This window comes from Lachnospira hominis (ex Liu et al. 2021) (genome assembly GCF_014287955.1).
Classification (GTDB): domain Bacteria; phylum Bacillota; class Clostridia; order Lachnospirales; family Lachnospiraceae; genus Lachnospira; species Lachnospira hominis.
Genome location: NZ_JACOPD010000008.1, coordinates 1 through 19,944, shown reverse-complemented (window position 1 = coordinate 19,944; position 19,944 = coordinate 1). Strand labels below are relative to the sequence as shown.

10 protein-coding genes and 3 pseudogenes are annotated in these 19,944 nt (G+C 35.5%); 2 read left to right on the top strand and 11 right to left on the bottom strand.

The genetic code is table 11. The annotated features are described in order from the left end of the window. Nucleotides 1-66: 66 nt before the first annotated feature. From H8S01_RS10965 to H8S01_RS10930, 6 genes and pseudogenes are all read right to left on the bottom strand, one after another. Entirely contained in the window at nucleotides 67-1,266 is a 1,200-nt protein-coding gene (locus H8S01_RS10965) for a site-specific integrase (protein WP_186837237.1), read from the bottom strand. Nucleotides 1,267-1,385: 119 nt separating this feature from the next. Continuing rightward, nucleotides 1,386-1,739 (bottom strand): excisionase, encoded by a 354-nt coding sequence (locus tag H8S01_RS10960; RefSeq protein ID WP_330605596.1) that lies wholly within the window; start codon nucleotides 1,737-1,739, stop codon nucleotides 1,386-1,388. A gap of 102 nt (nucleotides 1,740-1,841) precedes the next feature. Next, nucleotides 1,842-3,127, bottom strand: a pseudogene (locus H8S01_RS14540) (VapE domain-containing protein). Then, the gene (locus H8S01_RS10940) at nucleotides 3,093-3,719 is read right to left on the bottom strand and encodes a CHC2 zinc finger domain-containing protein (RefSeq protein ID WP_186837233.1); all 627 of its coding nucleotides are present in this window, start codon (nucleotides 3,717-3,719) and stop codon (nucleotides 3,093-3,095) included. Before H8S01_RS10940 ends, H8S01_RS14540 begins: the two are co-directional and overlap by 35 nt. Further along, a complete protein-coding gene (mobQ, locus tag H8S01_RS10935; protein WP_186837232.1) occupies nucleotides 3,716-5,191 on the bottom strand; it encodes a MobQ family relaxase in 1,476 nt (491 codons plus the stop codon). Before mobQ ends, H8S01_RS10940 begins: the two co-directional genes overlap by 4 nt. Further along, nucleotides 5,191-5,493 (bottom strand): DUF3847 domain-containing protein, encoded by a 303-nt coding sequence (locus tag H8S01_RS10930; RefSeq protein ID WP_186837231.1) that lies wholly within the window; start codon nucleotides 5,491-5,493, stop codon nucleotides 5,191-5,193. Before H8S01_RS10930 ends, mobQ begins: the two co-directional genes overlap by 1 nt. Nucleotides 5,494-5,859: 366 nt before the next feature. On the opposite strand from H8S01_RS10930, the gene H8S01_RS10925 reads away from it, so the two are divergent. Further along, nucleotides 5,860-6,681 carry a helix-turn-helix domain-containing protein gene (locus H8S01_RS10925; RefSeq protein ID WP_186837230.1) on the top strand — a complete coding sequence of 274 codons (822 nt, stop codon included), beginning with the start codon at nucleotides 5,860-5,862 and terminating at the stop codon, nucleotides 6,679-6,681. 251 nt (nucleotides 6,682-6,932) lie between these two features. Here H8S01_RS10925 and H8S01_RS10920 read toward each other — a convergent pair whose 3' ends face one another. The 5 genes and pseudogenes from H8S01_RS10920 to H8S01_RS14475 form a co-directional block, all read right to left on the bottom strand. After that, nucleotides 6,933-12,152 carry an AAA domain-containing protein gene (locus tag H8S01_RS10920; protein ID WP_186837229.1) on the bottom strand — a complete coding sequence of 1,740 codons (5,220 nt, stop codon included), beginning with the start codon at nucleotides 12,150-12,152 and terminating at the stop codon, nucleotides 6,933-6,935. A gap of 34 nt (nucleotides 12,153-12,186) precedes the next feature. Then, a complete protein-coding gene (locus tag H8S01_RS10915; RefSeq protein ID WP_186837228.1) occupies nucleotides 12,187-15,846 on the bottom strand; it encodes an ATP-dependent DNA helicase in 3,660 nt (1,219 codons plus the stop codon). A 110-nt stretch (nucleotides 15,847-15,956) separates the two neighbouring features. Further along, nucleotides 15,957-16,190 (bottom strand): hypothetical protein, encoded by a 234-nt coding sequence (locus H8S01_RS10910; protein WP_186837227.1) that lies wholly within the window; start codon nucleotides 16,188-16,190, stop codon nucleotides 15,957-15,959. A gap of 598 nt (nucleotides 16,191-16,788) precedes the next feature. Continuing rightward, nucleotides 16,789-18,399: a DUF4435 domain-containing protein gene (locus H8S01_RS10905; RefSeq protein WP_186837226.1), complete on the bottom strand. Its 1,611-nt coding sequence runs from the start codon at nucleotides 18,397-18,399 to the stop codon at nucleotides 16,789-16,791. 115 nt (nucleotides 18,400-18,514) lie between these two features. After that, nucleotides 18,515-19,157, bottom strand: a pseudogene (locus H8S01_RS14475) (site-specific integrase); the annotation flags it as partial. Nucleotides 19,158-19,241: 84 nt separating this feature from the next. Here H8S01_RS14475 and H8S01_RS10895 point away from each other — a divergent pair. Then, nucleotides 19,242-19,944, top strand: a pseudogene (locus tag H8S01_RS10895) (IS21 family transposase); the annotation flags it as partial.

Below are 19,944 nucleotides of genomic sequence, written 5' to 3'. Positions count from 1 at the left end.
CGGCATAATATCGTCAGTATTAGGGGCACAAACAGGGGTATAAAATCTTGTTTTGCCCCTGTGCGTTTACACAGCCTGTATCTTTCGCATTTCTTCCTGTGCATCTTCAAATTTTACATGTGTATAAGTATTTAAGGTAACACTGATATCCGAGTGTCCCATGATATACTGCAGGCTCTTTGGGTTCATTCCGCTTTTCGCCATATTGGAGCAGAACGTATGTCTGCACACATGTGGTGTCACCTTTGGCATTTGCACTCTATAGATATTGTTATATTTCTGCAAGATATGTTGAAAATATTTTTCCCAGTGAAGTGCAACCATCGGCATGTCATTCTTATCCAGATATAAGAATCCCGAATAACCATCCACCATTGGTTCAACCTTAGGTTTCTTGCGATTTTTAATGATTGTTCTAAATGCATCCTCAACATCTGGTGTCATTGGAATTTCTCTCACACCGCTCTCTGTCTTAGGAGCTTCAATCATGTATGTCATATCGCTTGTCCGAATAAGCTGATGATCCACGATAATCTTGTGATTGGTAAAATCAATATTTTTAATTGTTAATCCTACAAACTCGGAGATTCTAAGTCCGGTTTTGAATAGAATAAAGATTCCTTCATAATATCTTTTAAAATGAGCATCATTCTTTACAAATTCCAGATATTTCCGTTCCTGTTCCAGTGTAATGGCTTCTCTCGTGACACTGTCATTAACAATCACTGTTGCCAATTCAAACTCAAATGGATTACGCCTGATTAAATCATCATCTAGAGCCATCCGAAATGCCGGTCTAAGCACACCTCTTATAGAATGAATCACACTATAACTTTTTCCATGCTGCTGTTGCAATCCAATCAGCCATAACTTTGCATCTGAAATCCTGACTGTATCGATTCTTCTACTACCAAAAGGATCTTTTTTGAGAAAATTGATTGTAGTTTTATAACCAGCTCTCGTAGAATTTCTGACACCGGTTCGTGTTGCAATATATTTCTCAACCAGTTCCAGCACTGTCAGATTTCCGCCATTTGTAACAATATGGTCAAACATATCTGCCTGAAGTTTTTTCTCCAGTTCTCTTAGTGATGGACCTGTACGCTTTCCTGCCGGAGTTTTATCATTCCTGTCTAAGCGCCAGCTATATAAATATCTGTCTTTTCCTGTGCTGTCATAATATTTAAATCGATATCTTCCGTCTTTCTGTTGAACCTCTCCGTGGTGTAATATACGTCCTTTGCTGTCTCTCCCTTTTTCACTCATATTAGTTAGTCTCCTTTCTTGATCAGAAAAGGACTACCCGATACGAAAAGTATATCATATGGGAAGCCCTTTTTACATAGCAAAATTGCCGGTTTACTATGGCAGAATTCTGACACTACCTACACACATGTCGCTTTATCTAAGAACTGCCCAAACAATTCACGTTTAATTTTAATATGTGCTCCTATCTCAAGAATAAAATCCTCTTCCTCATGCTCTGCTATAATCTGATATAACCTTTTCTCTCCAATGCCAAAATATTTGGCTGCCTCTTGAATACTGAGTGCATATCTTTTCCACAATGGAACTCTTTCCTCATAAGTTATCTGTTTCTTATTAAATTCCTGTGCAATCCTCTGTGCTTCACCAATTTTCTGATTAAGCATACCTACAGCCTGATAAGCTAATGGCACAATTGCTGGTACTTCTTTTTGTGTTATATTTCTTTCTACATATAAATTAACCTGATTCACGCTTTCTCCCTTCCTTATCTGCTGCCGGCAACAAAGTCTGGCAACAGACTTATAAAACTTATTTTTCTTTTCATCATATTGTTATACATTCCCTGAAATTCCCTATTTCTCTACATCAAATGGTATTTCCATCTGTGTTGCTTCAACTGGCATAAATGTTTCATCATTGTTTCCGGACTTTGTTTCCACGCGCATCCATCCACGCTGTTTTCCATACCCAGGGATATTTCTCGGATTGGGATATGCCTTCCATCCCGTAACTGTGCCATTCATAATCTGTCCTATTTCCCTTGCTTCGCTATTTCTTGGCTTTCCCAATTCTTTAAGTGCTTCGTTATATATCTGCTGCACACATACCACCTGATTAGATGTATGATCAAGCCACTCCCGTATCAATCCTGTCCAGGTATCTTCCTGCAAAATGGTCTCTGGTACTCTATCAGATGTTTTTCTATCCCTTTGGGTAGTTTCAACCTGATTTTCCCTTGTCTGTATATGACCATGATTTCTGCCCACATCTGTTCTATGTAAACGCGTGATTCTGCTTCATTTTCCAGAATATGTACTTCCGCTCTGGATGCGTCACACATAATAGGTAAAAATCTACGATTTCCACTCCTGTCTAGTGGCAGAAAGTTAATAACTTTAGATGTTCCTGCAAATACACATTGTCTTGGAATATCTTCTGCCCTTGTCCCATATGGTTTTCTGTAATTATCATATTGCTTACTTAAAAATGCTTTGGTAGCCTCGTTATACTTCGTATTAAGAACAGCCAGCATTTCTGCCATTTCACATATCCAGTGCCCCATAAGATGCTCATACACCTTATCATCATCAAGTCTTTTGATATCGTCCGTAAACCATCTGTCCTGCATACACATAAATCTTATAAATGTAGATTTTCCGGCTCCCTGTCCACCTACAAGACATAACATATATTCAAACTTACATCCCGGTTTAAATACTCTGCTAATAACCCCTAGCATAAAAAGTTTCAGACATTCATACTCATAATCACTTCCAGATGTTCCCAAAAAATGAGGCAATGCATATCGCACACGCTCTGTGCCATCCCACTCCAACGATTTCAATCAATTTCTGACTGGATGGTATTCATTCTCCGTTGCCACAATCTGCATAGCATCACGCACAGCCTTATCATTCCTGTAGTGATACGTCTTTTCTATATAATGCCTGATATGAATATCATCCTTATCCGTTACATCCACATAGCTCCTGCTCCACGGCATATTTCCATCCAATTCTATTCTTTCCCTAAAAAGATTATCCTTGATATTTCCGGCAAATAACGGATCATTATTCAGTATTAAAACTGCATTATCAATTGTATTAAATGGCTTGTTTTTCTCCGACAATTCCAACATCCTGTATACTTCGCCCGTTGTATTCTTTTCCGTATTTTCGCTCAATTCTTATAACCTCCTCCAATATATGCTTATACTCCTGTTTTTTCGTCTGATCTGATGCTTCCAAAATGTAATATTCATAGAGATGATCCACATATTCAAAGTCATCAATATAGGATTTCAGGCTTGTAAAATTTCCGTTTGTTACCGGCTTTTGCTTCTTTTCTCTTAAGAAAGAATGCAATTCCGACAGTTCCTTACACAAATCCCGAATCTGCTTTTTTTGCAATCTCTCTTGATTCTGTTTTATCTGCGCCCTCTTTATCTCTATAGATGCCGGTATCTTCCTGTCATAATCGATTCCAAAATCATCCGCCAGTTTCATCGCTGCTTCTTTAAGTGCTAAACCATAGTACTTTGCCACAAAATCTATGGCGTCTCCATGTTCTCCACATCCAAAGCAATAATATCTCTTATCAACTTTCATACTTGGGTGCTTATCATTATGGAAAGGACAGCAAATCATCTTTGACCTATTAGGTGTAAATCCGCAATAAGCAGCTGCCTGACTTGCAGTTACATTTGCTTTTACTGCTTCAAATAATCTCATAAAATGTTCTCCTCCTTCGCTTTCTGCTTCTTCTGTTCTTTGGGTTTCTGAGAAAGCATACAGATATCTTGAAGCTGTTTAATATCTTTCGACAGTGTCTTATACCTTGCATAATTTTCTTTTGTTTCAGCTTTCAATCTGCTGATTTCCTGCTGTAAGGCTGTTTTATCCATTTTTCCTAACAGACCTTTTTCTGTGAGAATTCTTTTTGCTATATGATATCTGCGAAGCGTATCGCCATTCTCTGCTTTGATGCGCTCCTTTGCCTTATTGAATTTTCTTTTTTCAATCTCACCTATTACCGGGATTCCTTCTTCATACCAGTTTAAATATCTGAGATTTTCCTTGAATTCAGCAATATCCGCTTTCTTCCGACGATTTACTTGCCCCAGTATTCCAAGCTCCGCTTTCTTACCTTTCACATGCTCATTTAATTCTTCAATCGTCGAAATATGATGTTCTTCCAGATAAACCAATAATTCCGCCATTTTCTTCAAATTTGTTTTTCTTGCCTTGTTTTTTCCATAACTATAAGATTCAGCCATTTCATTTCTGTCCGCAAAATACTTTTGTAGACACTGTGGAAGATCTGATTTTGTGGATTTCTCGTTTCTATGCATTTCCTCCGATAGTTCAGAAATAACATCCATAATATCTTTGACCTTTTCCTTTAACAAAAGAATTCCCTGATTGATTTCTTTAATCAGACGATTAAGGCTTCCTTTCTCTGTGCGAATTCCTTTTGCCTCCATCTTTCGTACATTTGGTCCTTCATGAATCTGTGGAATCAGCATAATTCCCTGTGCTTCATAACTCCTGTGATCAATCCTCTCCTGCATTCCTTTTTTCTGAAATTCGTCGTTTATCATATCCGCCCAGGCTTTCCTCCATGTTTCCAGCGTTTCTGGTCTGCCCCAATCTGTTGTAGGAACCGCATTGAATTTCTGATGTCCTTTACTGTCAAGAACAGGCTTTCCACCCTCATCAAAAAGGTATTCTCTTCTCTGCTTTTCTCCCCATGTTCCATCCGTATTCATTGGTCTGATTGGACAGAGCACATGAACATGAGGATTATCTCTTTCCTTTTTGTCGGGATTATGAACAGCCATATCAGCGATCATTCCTTTAGCAATGAAGTTTTCTTTTATAAATCTTTTTGCAAGTATAATGTTTTCTTCCATTGAAAATTCATTCATAAGTGCAAAATCAAAGCTATATGCAAGCTGTGCTTTCGGATGCATCTCTACCCTCTCTACTTCATTCCATAACATTTCCCTGTCACGAAAAGACTCCGGCACATACTCTGGAACTATAATCTCGGTATAAACCACTCCACCTTTTGCTGTATAATCTGCATATTCTCCATAATAATGATCCTGTAGTCTTTCACCAGCTCGATACGCTGCTGCTGCGATTGCTGACTGCCCCTTCCCTCTGGAAACCTGTGTTACATGAAAATGATAAATCGCCATCAGCAATCCTCCTGTCTGCTATTTACTAATGCCTTATTAAACGCTCCATGAAGTGCATTGATATCTAGATGCTCCATCATCTGACCAAGCTGTACTTCCGATAACTCTTTTAGTTCCGGAAAATACTGTTCCATAACCGCACCAAGCACAATTAATCTATGTGTTCTTGCCTTCCTGCTCAGATTCTCACGATACTTCAAACGATTCTCTGCTCTTACAATCTGCCTTTCTGCCTGCTTTTTTTCTTTTTTTGCTTTTTCAAGTTCTACACGAATCTTGTGTAACTTTTCATTTTCTTCCATTTGAAATCCTCCCTATCCAAAATTCATTTTTGTCATTTCCCCTCATCATTTCCTGGCAGGTAACCTCTGGTTTCTTTAGCTTTATAGACTATCTTGGACTGTGCCGTTATCACGCTCTTGGCCGGCTCTCCGAATTATTTCCGGATCATCGCTGACTTCCCCGATGCGGTAGTGATTTGGAATGCTCATGAAGTTGTATAGAGATTTTCTCAAATTCAAAGTGCATTTCCCATATATCCGAAAGGTAGGATTTTTTGCAAAAAAATAAAAATTTCCACTCTTTTGGAAATTCATCTTGATAGGAACATATGTTCTGTTGTATAATAAAAGGGATTTAATCGCTATAAATAAAAAGGACTCTGCTATATGAATTGTAAATTGACGCTACAGGAAAAGTTAAAAGATTTAAGAACCGAACGAGGACTCTCTCTCGTAGAACTATCCGAAAAAACTGGAATCTCAAAATCTGCTCTAGGCAGCTACGAAAGCGATGATACCAAGAATGCGATTACCGTGAATGTAATCATTACTCTGGCAAGCTTCTATGGAGTAACCAGTGATTACTTACTGGGTATTACAGAAAACCGTGAATGCCATCCTTTCCCTGTTGATGAACTCGGTCTGGATGATGATACGATAGATTTGCTAAAAGAACACAATCTGAATGTTCGACTGATTTGTGAAATGATAAAGGATCCTCATTTTCCAGATTTTTTATCTGACCTTGAAATCTATGTTGACAATCTGGCATCTGCTCAGATTCGCAATATGAACAAATACATAGAACACAACCGGGCAATGATAAAAAACAAATATGCACTCTCTGACAGTGACCACTATATGTGCTCACTAAAGGCAGCTCTCATTGATGAAGATAATTATTTTGATAATCTGTTGGGAAATGATATTTCTGCGATTGCAAAAAATCTACGTGAATTACATAAAAAAGATTCCAATACCGGAAGTGATGATACTGTTTTTGATGAATTCATGGATACCTGTGAGGAAGTCCAGAAAGCAGACAGCATAACCCAAAAGCAGATGCTGACATACAGCAAACTTTTTCAAATGAATTTTACGAAAATGGATCCTTACGAATTCAAGACTTTTATGGATATTGTGGAACGGTATTCCACAGCATTCAAATCTACCAAAGGAAACGGACGTGGCAAAAAGAAGAGAAAATAGCAGTTTACCGCGTGTATGGATAGCAGCCCTCGTCTGTGCAAGGCCTAGCCTTGACCGGGATTTATCCCGCAACTCCCGAAATAAAATGAGGGCGCACATCACCTGCCGTATAGGTAGGTATAGAAGTGTGCCCTTAGTGGCTAAGGGATATATGAGCTTGTTTCATATTACAAATAATATTTCAGTACTATATTAAATATTATTTAAGCTTGTTTACATATTAACTTTTTCCTTATTAAACAACTCAGAAATTAACAAAAACTCTTTTTCAGTCTAATTCCTTTAGGTTCTCTTAACCCTTGTTCATATATTTTGAACATATCAGAGGATATATAAATAATTCTCTCCTCCTCAACAACAGAAACACTAACCATTTTTTCCTGTCCATTTCTCATTATTGGAATAAACATTCCAACCGTCTTTTTGACAGTGAAGTGTTTCAGTTTTCCCTCATAAGGCACCAAATAGCACCAGCCATTTATAGCCCCTCTTACATGAAGATCTATCGCTTTTCTTCTCAATTTTTCTGGTATTAATGCCTTATCCAAATTATAAGAATCATAATCTTCTGATATCTTATTAGCTGTCTTTTCTATAGGTACAGCTTGACCTACTGCTCTATGAATCTGAACATCGACAGCAGTGTCTTCCGTTCTTACTTCATATATTTTTTCAGGCAAACAGTAAACATTTACACTTTGATGACTGGTTGAAAAGACATTATTCTCCAAGTATTTAGAATCACCAAACATCAAATCTTCTAAATCTGGTGATGCAAATTCATTCCATGCGTCTGTACTTTGAATAAGCCCCTCAACTTTCTTAACTAAACGAAGATTATCAATATTCTCTGTTTTGTCATCCGGCATTACAATAAATAAATAGTCTCTCGCTCTACTAATAGAAACATTAATGATATTCTTCTTGTTTAAGAACATTTCCTTTGACGCTGATATTGATGGCGGTGTATTAAATACTGCAAATATAATGTCACACTCATCACCCTGGAAACCATGAATTGTCCCAACCTGAACATTAACTTCTTTTGGAAAATTCTCTGATGCCAATAATTTGTCAATCATATCTGCCTGTGCTCTATATGGTGCAATAACTCCAATTCTAAATAACTCTCCAGGATTGTTTTCTGCTATAGCTCGTGACAAATAACTAACATATTCAAATGTAAATATTGCTGAATAAACCTGATAGGAACTGCTATGTTGTAATCTTTTACAGCGATAAATACTTTCATATTTACTTACAGGGAACTTGATCACATTCAGTGTCTCAATTCCAAGGTCATTACCTACATTCAAAGGTCTTTGACTATCTGCACTACGATAATGCTTTAAAATACCTCCATACGCAAAGTTACTAAAAACATCTCCAATATCAGGAACACTACGATACTGTGTTGTCAAAAATTCCACTTTATACTGATATGGTATCGTCTCCGGCTTAACAAATAAATCCAAATGTACCATTGTATATATATTTTCGTTCTTCCAAAGGTCAATAGATGTAATCGGTTCAATCTGAAAAGGATCGCCTGCAATAATAAACTTCTTAGGAGTCTTTTTATAAAGAGGATATACAATATTTACGAGAGGAATCATTGATGCTTCATCAATAATAATGTAATCCCAATTCATTCCATTCAAAAATATTCTTGCACCATCTGGCATAAAAAAATCATAAGGAAATCTTGCTATCGTAGTGACTGTGACATTCTTTACCAATGTTCTTATATCAAAAGTTTTATCTCTAAACACTGGACTCTGCTCAATTTTCTCTTCACCTGTAGCACCAAATCTTACTAACCAATCATTATATGATGTGTCACTTCCAGACACTTCCATGATTCGATTTACAAGGACATCTGCTGATTTATTAGTAGGAGTCAACACAAGGACCTTACATTCTCTACTATTTTTCATAATAGGCAGTAAAACATTCTTTACTAGATGAGTTGTCTTTCCTGTACCTGGAGGGCCAAATACAAACTCGATATTCTCACACAAATTTTCCTGCATATTATAATCATCATCAAATTCAAACTCTGCAAACTGCTTACGCAATTCTTCAAGTAAGAAAGCAGGACTTTTAGCATCAATAGTTGCAGATGTAACCATGCTCAAATCAATATCATCAATAGCCTCTGTATTTTTCATTTTTACTCGAAGCGTATATGACTTAATGTTTGCAACCTCGATAGCAACAGTTTTTGTCTGATCACCCATATGAAGTACTAAAGGAATATCAGACAAATCCTCCATAAACTGTGGTATGTATTGATTCGGGTGTTTCAACACTAATGTACGTTTAGTGCCTGGTTCTTTTTCTACCTTTGCAAAACTTATATATACCTCCCTACTTCTTGAGTTAGTCTCATCACCATTAATACTCTCCATCTCAAGCAATGTCGTAAACCAGCCATATGAGTATCTTTCTGTTGAAAGAACCTTTTTCTGTAATTCCTCAAAATAAGTAATCTTATCAATTTCCGCTGCACTTTTCTGTTTTGCACGTTCTATCTTCTTACTGTAATCTATAGCAGAAGGCATTAATTCATCTTCATCCGTATCATCGTCTTCTGTTATTTCTGAAACGAATACTTCAGTACCTCTTTCCTTAGTCCTTCTTGCAATATCCTTAATAACATCTGTAATTGCTTTATTTATTTTCTTTTTTTCCTTTGGTTCTGAAGTTTCTTTATCTTCTTCATCGTCAAGTAAATCATCTATATCTTCAGCTTCGATATTCTTTTGTCCACCATTTGATGAACCATTTCTAGAATTATGTTCTATTTCAGTAACTCGTTTTTGAGCTTCTTTTTGTTTCTTAAACTCCTTGAAGTCCTCCAAGTCATCTTCATTGATTCCCAAAGCATTCAACTTATCTGCAAATTCTATCTTTTCACGTTGAGTGTCGGTCAAGTAACTATCATCTTCACTTTCATCCTTATATTGTCCAACATCCGAAATATCGAGAATAGCTAACAGACTAGCCGCTCCTTCATTTTCAATATCATAAATTGAAGATAATTCGCCCTTTGTAAGTTCTTTTGCAACCACAAATACACCTTCATTATTAACAAGCCATTTCTTGCTAGTCAAATCAACTTTAGTAGATGAATCCTCATATTCCGTTCTAAACTTATAACGTCCATCTGGTCTTGTTCTTAATGTCTTTTTTAGGACATAATAATTCAGCTTATTCGTTTCAACCATTACACATAGCTGTTTCCACAAAAAGGCAGACAAATCTGAATCCTTTGATTCTTCAACAGATTCTATTATTTCTCTCAAACCATCTACAAAATTCTCCGATGACTGACTATAATACCCATCATTCCTTTCTGTGTACACAGATGGTGACGATTTGACTCCTAATTCTGTTAGAAATGAAATTAAATACTTCTCACGTTCACGACCAACCATTGATTTATAACTATCCAAATCAATAAATCTAGTTGAAGGCTTGCTTTCAAAATATCTAACAAGTTCATCTGTAGGCATATACATTTCTGAAGCACGACCTCTATACGCAACTCCATCCTCATAAAACGTCAAAAAATCATATGCCTTTATAAGATCTATAAATTCTTCTATCTCTTCATTTGAACACTTACAGTAATAATTGAAGAAAATCATAAAATGTGGATTTGTGTCAATATCTGCTTCATTAGTGTATTGAGGCAAAATGATATTATAAATCTGATCTTTTAATGAAGGCTGTTTAACCCCTATCGATTTAATAAACTCAAGAGTATCTTTATTTTTTAGAAGTTCTTCATTTACAACCTTGTATCCCTCAACACCTTTGACAGGCAAAAATAAAATCAACTGTTCTTCATCATCAAAAGCTGCAGCTGCTTTCCCATTCTGATCTAAAAAAATAGGTTTATCTGTACTAACATCCATTCTATGTTTTGTCTCCGATAACCACTTATAAAACTCATGTAACCAGCTTATTTCCTGATTTTCAATAAATGTACCAGTTATACCTTTTACACTTTCAAGTGACTGTCTTACGCCTAAAACACGGTTATAATAGAAATCTCTCGATCTACCATTTATGATCGCATCTTCATTAAGATTTGTTTTTACTAAGTCTTCAATATAGTTAAATAATGCCTTGTTATTTCTCTGAACTTCATCACGTCCCAAAGATACAAAAGCCCACTGAGCATCTTTGTTTTCTGTTATCTCTCCAAGCTGAACATTTGAAAACAATTGTGCAAGCTGAGGTACTGCTGCCCAATATGCATTATCTGGCATAACATAGTCATCCAATGTAGGAATAAGCTCTGTCACTTCAAACTTCTTCTTTATTGATTCATAAAATGGAAGGAATGACACCTTACGTTTATCAGATGGATCGCTAAAGTCACTCTCATCAACTGGAATAATTTCGACAATATTATCGTTGATTAAACGATTAGATTTCTTCACACCAATATCTCTAAGATACTCCATAGAATCAGCAGCCAAATCCGCTAATCTTTTTATCATCTTATCATTATGAACAACCCCCGCACGAATACCTTCACGGCTATCTGTCAACAGGAATGGCGCATGTAAAATAAAATTCAAATTTGTAACTTCCTTAGTTGGAAAGAAGCAAAATGCAGGTTCATTAACAGGTCTCAGATGTCCTTCCCTATCCACAAAGAACCCAACTGAATATCTACGTTCACATTCGTCTAGACGAGAAAAGAGCCATAAATCCTCATCATATAAATCATCACCTGCATTCTGAGTAAGAATCATATGCTCAGCAATTGTCCCATCAAGTTTTATTGTTTCCTTTATATCCTTCCCATACAAACCAAGAACATTATCAAATTCAAATTCGATATACTTTAAACGTGTCAAAAATAATAAAGGATACGAAAGATTTCTTAATTTATTAGATATGTCACTATAAGCTTCCGCTGCATCTCTCTCATGATGATTGAACGGAAATACAAATAATGTTTCATCAAATCTTCTGCCAGGGAAATCATCTGTTAGCATAACCGGTACAATAAATCTTTCAATCTTAAACCTGAAATTCGGATCATAAATATATGGAGTTTGAGTATATTGAAATACAGCCTTAAATCCAACACCAAACTTACCAATTGATGCCCCTGTTTTATTTGAGTTAGCAATAGAAGTGATAGCATTAATATCACCTAATGTTTTATTCTCTGAATCCACATCTTCATTTGCAGGGTTAGATACAGAAAAATGTCTTGAACCATTATGTGCAAAAATAAGCCTATTTTCTTCAAGTATAAATCTAGCCCTTGTTGCACAGGCATCATCCGCATTTTGCAATAATTCATAAATAAAGTGTGCCTGATCAGAATATTTCTCAACAACACTATCCTTATATCCTCTAACAGCACGTCGGTCTAGAACATTAGCTATTTCAGATCTATCTTCTGATAAAGCTAAAAAGTATGTTTCTTCTTTCTTATTCATCTAACACACCTCTCTTCTACAGTAATTCACGCATCTACTTATGCTGTTCAATCAATGCAACCGCATCTGTAGTAAGCTCGTTTCCTTCAAATGTAATTAACAATCTGCCAGGAAAATGCCTATTATACCAGGCTTCCTTTCGAGTCCAATGTGCCATATATTGGGGATCGTTAATTCTTCCGATATGTTCCCAATAATATTCTTCTCCCCTAAATGTAACTGTAAAATCAGGCAAAAACATTGTTCCATCTGGAGCATATAATGGCTCTTCGTATTTAAATGGAATCTCCCTGTCTACAAGTAAATTTACAATAATGGCTTCAGATTTTGACCTTACAAAATATTGTGAAAGTGTTGCTATCTTCTTCCCAGATTCATACCACTTTGAACCAGCATACAAAACAACGTCTGGTAAAGGCGTAAATTTAAATACGGATGAATTAATCTTTCTCACCGCTGACTTTTCCATATGACTCAATGTTGTAAGCGTACTTATATCTTGCTGAATAAAAATCGTAACTTTTTTCTGTGCACGAGTTATAGCAGTATAAAGTAACTCCATAGAGAGCAAATGGCTTTCCTTATGAGGAATTACTATATATACATAATCAAACTCTGAACCTTGAGATTTATGAACGCTTATTGCATAGGCTAATTCCAGGTTATCTATTACTTTTTGTTCAGGTATCCACTTGCCATCTTCATCCTGCCCAAGCTTATTTCCAAAGTTATATCTCAATCCTTGTCTGGTCTTCCCTGAGAATGCAACCTGTAATCTTTCAACATTGCCTTGCCATTTATACTTAGGTTGCTGCCCCTTTGGAGCATACGAATCTAATCCGTGAATCATCGTAAGTCCAATCTCACCATTGAAAATTTCAGATTTTATATTTTTTCTCGACGCGTCTTGGTACGCATACGCGGGATCTGACTGTGGTCTATTTCTAAACTGAATTACCTTATCGTAATATCCAATTCCATCAAGCTGTTTCTTACTCCAATCAGGATTAAATGTTCTTTGCATTAATGTGTTCAAAGAATCAGTTCCATAAAACTCTCCACGATATGGTGAAATAACCTGAATTATTTCTGGATTACTTTTTCCTTCTTCATCTCTAATCATCTGATGCCAAAGTTTATCAACATTTTTAGGATCTAATTCCATTCCTGTATATAATTGCATATCTCGCAACATAACATTTGAAAGAAGGTTTTCGAGTTCTTCCTGTTCATTCCAAAAATAAACACCCAAATCCTTGTCTATGTCTCCATTACCATTTTCAACTATTTGTTCAAACAAATCTTCTCTTGCTGCTTTACGCTTAGAAGTTTCATCTTCATTCTCCATCTGTTGATGTTCTTGAATGAATATATCAGCTAAATCTAGTATACCATGGCCATTACCTTCAACAGTATTAACAAGCTGACGAATATTATCAATCAATGTTCCAACATTATCTGGAAATTCTTCTTTTAACCATTCAATTGCATCTGCGAATACTCTTCCTCTTCCAATAGGTGGAAGCTGGTTCGGATCACCAATGAGAATTAATCTTTGAACACTGTTCCAATTAATAGACCGCATAAGTGTTGCAAACAAATTCAAATCAATCATTGAACACTCGTCAATAATGATAGTGTTTACATCTTCACTTGTTGCTCCGCCACTACGCTTTAATGTAAAATTCTTATTGATCCATCCACACTTCGCTAAATGAGAATGTATTGTAGATGAATTTTTACCTGTCTGTGTTTTAATTCTTTCTGCCGCCTTTCCAGTAGGCGCCAATAATAAAAAACTTGTTCCAACACCGTGTACTCTATCGATGTTCTCAAGGATTGCTCTTATAACTGTTGTTTTACCAGTACCCGCAGCTCCTGAAAGCACACACAGCGGTTTTGCAAATATCTGCATACAAATATTTGCCTGGTGATCCAAAATCTTATGATACTCATCTGTCGCTTTTTCCAGAAGAGGCGAATCTTCAACTTTTAACCCCTTTTTAAATTTTTCTGGCGTAATTGCCATCTTGAGTTGAATGTCAGGTCGCTCTGCAAGATCTCTTAATACCTGTTCAACAATTCTTTCATCTTCATATGTTGATTTAAGATAAAGATATAAAACGTCATCTTCAGCTTTTTTCTGTACAAGTGCGCCATCTAAAATATCTTGTTCAACATTAAAATTCTGCATCTTGTACACATAGTGCTTCCACTCTGGCAAACAATCTATTCTTGCATTAACCATCTTTAATATCGATTCTGCTTTACCAAAAGAATGTGCAGCAATTTTATTTAGTTCATCGACACAAAAAGCTCTAAATCTTTCTGTTGACCCATTATCCAAAATTTCATCAATACCATATTCCGGCGAAGGTATAACTCCATTATCAATTTTATAAAATGGAATAGTGTCGTCTGAGTCATATCCTACATACTGTTCAAAAATAATATATGGATTTTCCGCCATCTCTTTAATAGATGCTGTAATAGATACATTCTCTCTGTCGTCAGAAATAATAGCTTTGACCTGATCTGCCCTAAGATCAAAACGTGCCAATATATCAAACATAAAATCTGTAGTAGTTTTACCAAGCAACTGATATTCTCGTCTAATCTTTTTCATATCAGCCTTAGATGGTGCAATTCCTGCAACTACATCGATTTTACCATCAACGAACGACCTTACATCATCTCTAAACCGTTTCATTTCTGAATTAACGGTAAGACTAATATACTTGGATATAAGATTATTAAGTCCCATATATTCCATAATTGATGGAAATCCTGGAAATGGTCCTCTAGCAGTCCACAATTCACTCAAGACACTATTCAACCATTCTTTTCTCTTACTCCAATCCTCTGAATCATCTTCTATTTCAATCAGAGTTTCTACAACTGCTATTAACTGATTTATAACTTCAATAGCATCGTCATTACTAACCTCTCTGCTTCCATACTTAAATGGTGATTTATTCTGCGGTTTTATTACAAGTTTCTCAATTAAATCTTCATCATCCATATATTTCCAGTAAGGAATACAAAAACCTTCATTAGGATATGTTGAAGTAACTGGCTTCTGCCATACGAAACCACCTGAATACTTTCTTTTAACTTCTTCACTTGTATTATCGTAATAATATGTATCACCAATCTTCTTTACCCGAGAAATACCCACAATAACATAGTTATTTTGTTCATCCTCACTAAAAGGATTGCTATATCCCGCATAATAAAAAATCAAGGATTTCTCTGGCTCAAACTGTGCAAAATATCGTTCTGCACCAGCCTTCCTTTTATCATAATTGTACTTCTGTGTACTCCCGCCTTTTGTTTCAACATCATCATTATACATAACTTCATAACACCAAGTACAAACAGTTGATGGTGGCAAAGTAATATTTATTGAATTTGCGTCTCCTGCTTTCCAAAAAGATGGTGGTTCTACTTCTACTGTAATTGAATCTTTACCAAATGCATTAACGCTCAAACCACAAGCTGCCCCACAAGGATATTTTGAGCATGATTCTCCTGCGTGCTCCGTTTCAAACTCCAGATTTCTGGTGCTAGCAATCAAATTACCCGGATATGAATGTTGTCCGATACAATAGGTATTCTCGCATGGCTTCTTACAAAAATGTCCATTCCATCCCTCACTATGCCATGCTAACCTTATACTCATATGAGTTGCCATACAACAAAACCTCCAATACTTTACAAATTAATATACTTAATCCAAATTTACTACCCCATCTCAGTAAAAAAATTAGTTATTAACTTTATATAGTCTTCACTACGCCCCGTTTATAGTTCTACTACTAACTTTTTTATCTTATAATTAATTTGGAATTCATGATTATCATTCAGTGTCTTATAAAAAGAAAACCATATTTTTTGTTCTTTCCGTGTTTGTAATTTAATTACAGCATTTTCTTGAAATGAAATAAATTTATAAACCTTATCACCTTTTATTATTGTTTTTAAATATTCTATTTTATATGCTGTAGCCAAATCTGGCTTATCTTTTAAATTTCCCATTCGTGACAAATATTCATCATAAAATCCTATGTTCTACATGCACTCTCTCATTTCAATAAAATCAGTTGCTTTTATTATATCGTCTTCTTCAAAATTTTTCTATAACAAAAGCACCCAGCAATTAATCTAAACTTATGTTCATTAAAGCCATTAGTAATTCTAAATCCGTATAATCTCTCTATAACGTAAAAAAGCTGAGAAACGGTCTCAGCTTAATGCGAATATCAATAAGACTTTTGGCAATTCTGTTATCATTATCGGGTAGCCCTATAATTCCATTACTATTTCAGGGGCAAAACAGGGGTAAATTATCCTGTTAGTTTTTGAAAGCCCTGATTTTACGGGCATTTCAGGCGAATACACGTATATTGCCGTGGCAGATAAAAAGAATCGCCACAGGCGTTTCTTGTATTTTTATCATAGTTTTGTTTCTCCTTGATTTGCCCTGGAATGCCCCGTTTTGCGAAGGTTTCTAGGGATTTGTAAATGTGTATTTTTGCTGCACTCTTGGCAAAATAGGGCAAGATGGAGCAAGTTGTTACTACCTGTTAGTAGTAAAATTGGTAGTAAAACGAAGATTCTTACTACTAAGGCATTTTTAGTCTCCCAATGTAACATAATTTCCAAATATATTACACAACTCCTCTGAAGTACCATCTTGGATTCCAAGCAACCTAATTACATAATCAATATAATTTTGCTTTTTCCATCCAAACGCATTTGACACATTTGTAAAAGGCAAAAGGCCTTTATTATTTATCACTCTAAGCGATGCAAGATAATCTTTATCATCTACAATTTTCTGTAATTGCTTACATGCCTTACTGTACTCTTCTTGCGGTTTTACCTTATCTACTATTTCATCTAAAGATGTTTTATAATCATCAATTGTTTGTGTTGATTGGTTACAAACATTATTAATTGTATTTTGACACCTTTTCTTTGTAAACAACAACGCTTGTTCTTCTAAATGTAACTTCAAAAATTCTATTGTTTTTTCTTTCGTTTGTTCTAACAAAACATCTACATTCTCAATACTTTGCTTTCTAGCAACCAGTTCAATAACTTGTGGAATCAAAAATAAATTTTCAATCTCCGCAACAGAAGGTACATATATTTTATCCTGCAATAGCGAGTTTATCTCACCTTCAGTTCTTCTATCTCTATCAACAATTCCTTTTATTGTCTTGTAATGTAACATTGGCAATTTGTTATATGCTTTTGTAGCTTGTATAACTGACGCACACCCCTCTAAGGGAATAATGTTATATTTAGGGAATAACCTAGAATACAATTTTCGATCAATACTTTTATCCGGTGTTCCTTCCACAAACAATACTCCATGCCTATTACCTAATATCTCAAGTAATAAATCATCTGAAAAATCATTTGAATTTAATAATTCATAATCCCACTTTTGTTTATCAATCATATTTTTTATCCAAACAATTTGTGTATTATTCCTAGTTCTGGCAAAATCCAAATTATGTGTTATATATAAGTATACACAATCCTGTCTTTCAGCCTCTATCTCATTCCAAAGTCTTTCTAATATTGAATTATGCAAATGATTTTCTGGTTCATCTATAATAATTAAAGAATTATCTTTTGCTGAAACTACTTCAGCAATGTAATGAAAAATTGCTCTTTCACCATCACTCATAGCATTACCATTATATTTATCCGAATTACCATCTACACTTTCAACCTCAATCTTTCCAGCAGAAATTTGTAACCTTCTGTGTGTTATCACCTTTTCCCATATTTTCTTTATCTTTTCCAATTTCGTCTCATTATCAAATTCTTGATTACCTTCCTTGTGTTTTTCTCGGTATTCAATACTTTTTTCAAAATTTTCTGTCATCAAAAATTCCATGAGAGGCTGATAATCATTCAACATATGAGTTTCAGGATTATTTCCCCATCGACTATATCTTTTTCCATCCTTTTCAAGCCATATTCTATTATCATCAGTAGTTCCATATAAAAAACGATCCTCCGCCTTTTTTAGTTCAGTTGGGCTTACATATTCTGGCATATCAAGCGATTTTTGTGCTGAAATTCTATGTACATTTAATTCTGGGTTATTTTCATCAATCCACACACTCATTCTAGTTTTTCCCGCTCCATTAGCTCCTAATAAAACTATTGACTGCTTACCTTCAATGAAACTTTCGTTATCATTTATATCGGGAATTCTAATTTTCATAATTGCACCTCCATCAAAGACTCATTTCCTTTATTTATTATTATATCGTCATTTCCACTTCTTTTCCATAGAAAAAACGCCCCAGCATAAGCCAGAGCGTTACCTATCTTCCATATCAAATTACCTTAAACATCTTCTGTGACATCGGTTTCTCCTTCTTCCGCCCAACCTCTGCCTGTGCTTTCCTAAACTCTTACATCCGTTTCAATTCTTCCTCGGCATCATCAAATCCGATATGCGTGTACACATTCATTGTGACCGATATATCCGAATGCCCCATGAGGTACTGCAGTTTCTTGGGATTCATTCCCGATTTTGCCATATTGCTGCAATAGGTGTGTCGGCATACATGAGGCGTGATGTTTGGCATCTGCACCCGATAAATGTCATTGTATCTGCCGACCATGTGGTTGAATCGGTGCTGCCAGTGCATTGCTACAAGGGGCATTCCATTGTCATAGTAAAACAGGAATCCACTGTAGCCATCAATGGATTTTTCCACTTTGGGAGCATTCCTGTCCTCGATGATTGCCTGAAACATCTGTGCCACATCCTCTGTGATCGGCAACCCTTGTTCCGGCATCTGTTTTTGTTGTTTCGATGATATATTGCATATCCGATGTTCTCCGCAACTGGTAATCGATATTCACTGTCATTTTCTCAAGATCAATATCCTTTAGTGTCAGACCACAAAATTCCGATATGTGCATTCCTGTATGAAAGAGTATGTACACCACTCCATAATATTTACAATATATAAAGTTATACTTAAGTATGTACAATAAATATTAAATAAGAATGTACAAATGTTATGATATGTGAGTTGCAAGGAGGAACTCATAATGATGCTAAAGCATCAAATCATAACAGATATAAGAATAGAAAGTGTTAATGACCTGTACAAGTTAAAACCATTTTTGGAGGATGGCACATTGAAGATTAATAAAAGTCAAATAGCTAGAGAATTAGAGGTAGATAGGCGAACTGTTGATAAATATATAAATGGATATACAAAGCCAGAAACAAGGAACTGTGATGATTGCATTACATCTTTTTATGATACTATTACAGAGTTGTTATCAGATAAAAATCAGCAGGTATTCTACTACAGAAAAGTATTATGGCAATATTTGGTTGATAATCATGGCTTTAAAGGCGTTTATTGTAACTTCTGTCATTATCTCAGGAAATATCCTGAATTCGATTCATATTTCAGAAAAAGCAGACCATCAAATACCAATAAGGTTACTGTCAGATATGAAACACCTATGGGTAAACAGGCTCAGCTTGATTGGAAAGAATCTATTCCGTTTATTCTTTCTTCAGGTGAAGTTATAGAAGTGAATATTTTTGTCCTGTTGCTTTCATATTCAAGATTCAGAGTATACAGGGTTTCACTTTCTAAAACACAGGATATACTCTTTTTGTTTCTTGATGATGCATTTGAAACACTTGGTGGCATTCCGGATGAAATAGTTACAGATAACATGAAGACTGTTATGGATGAAGCCAGAACAGAATATTATGCCGGTAAAGTTAATAACA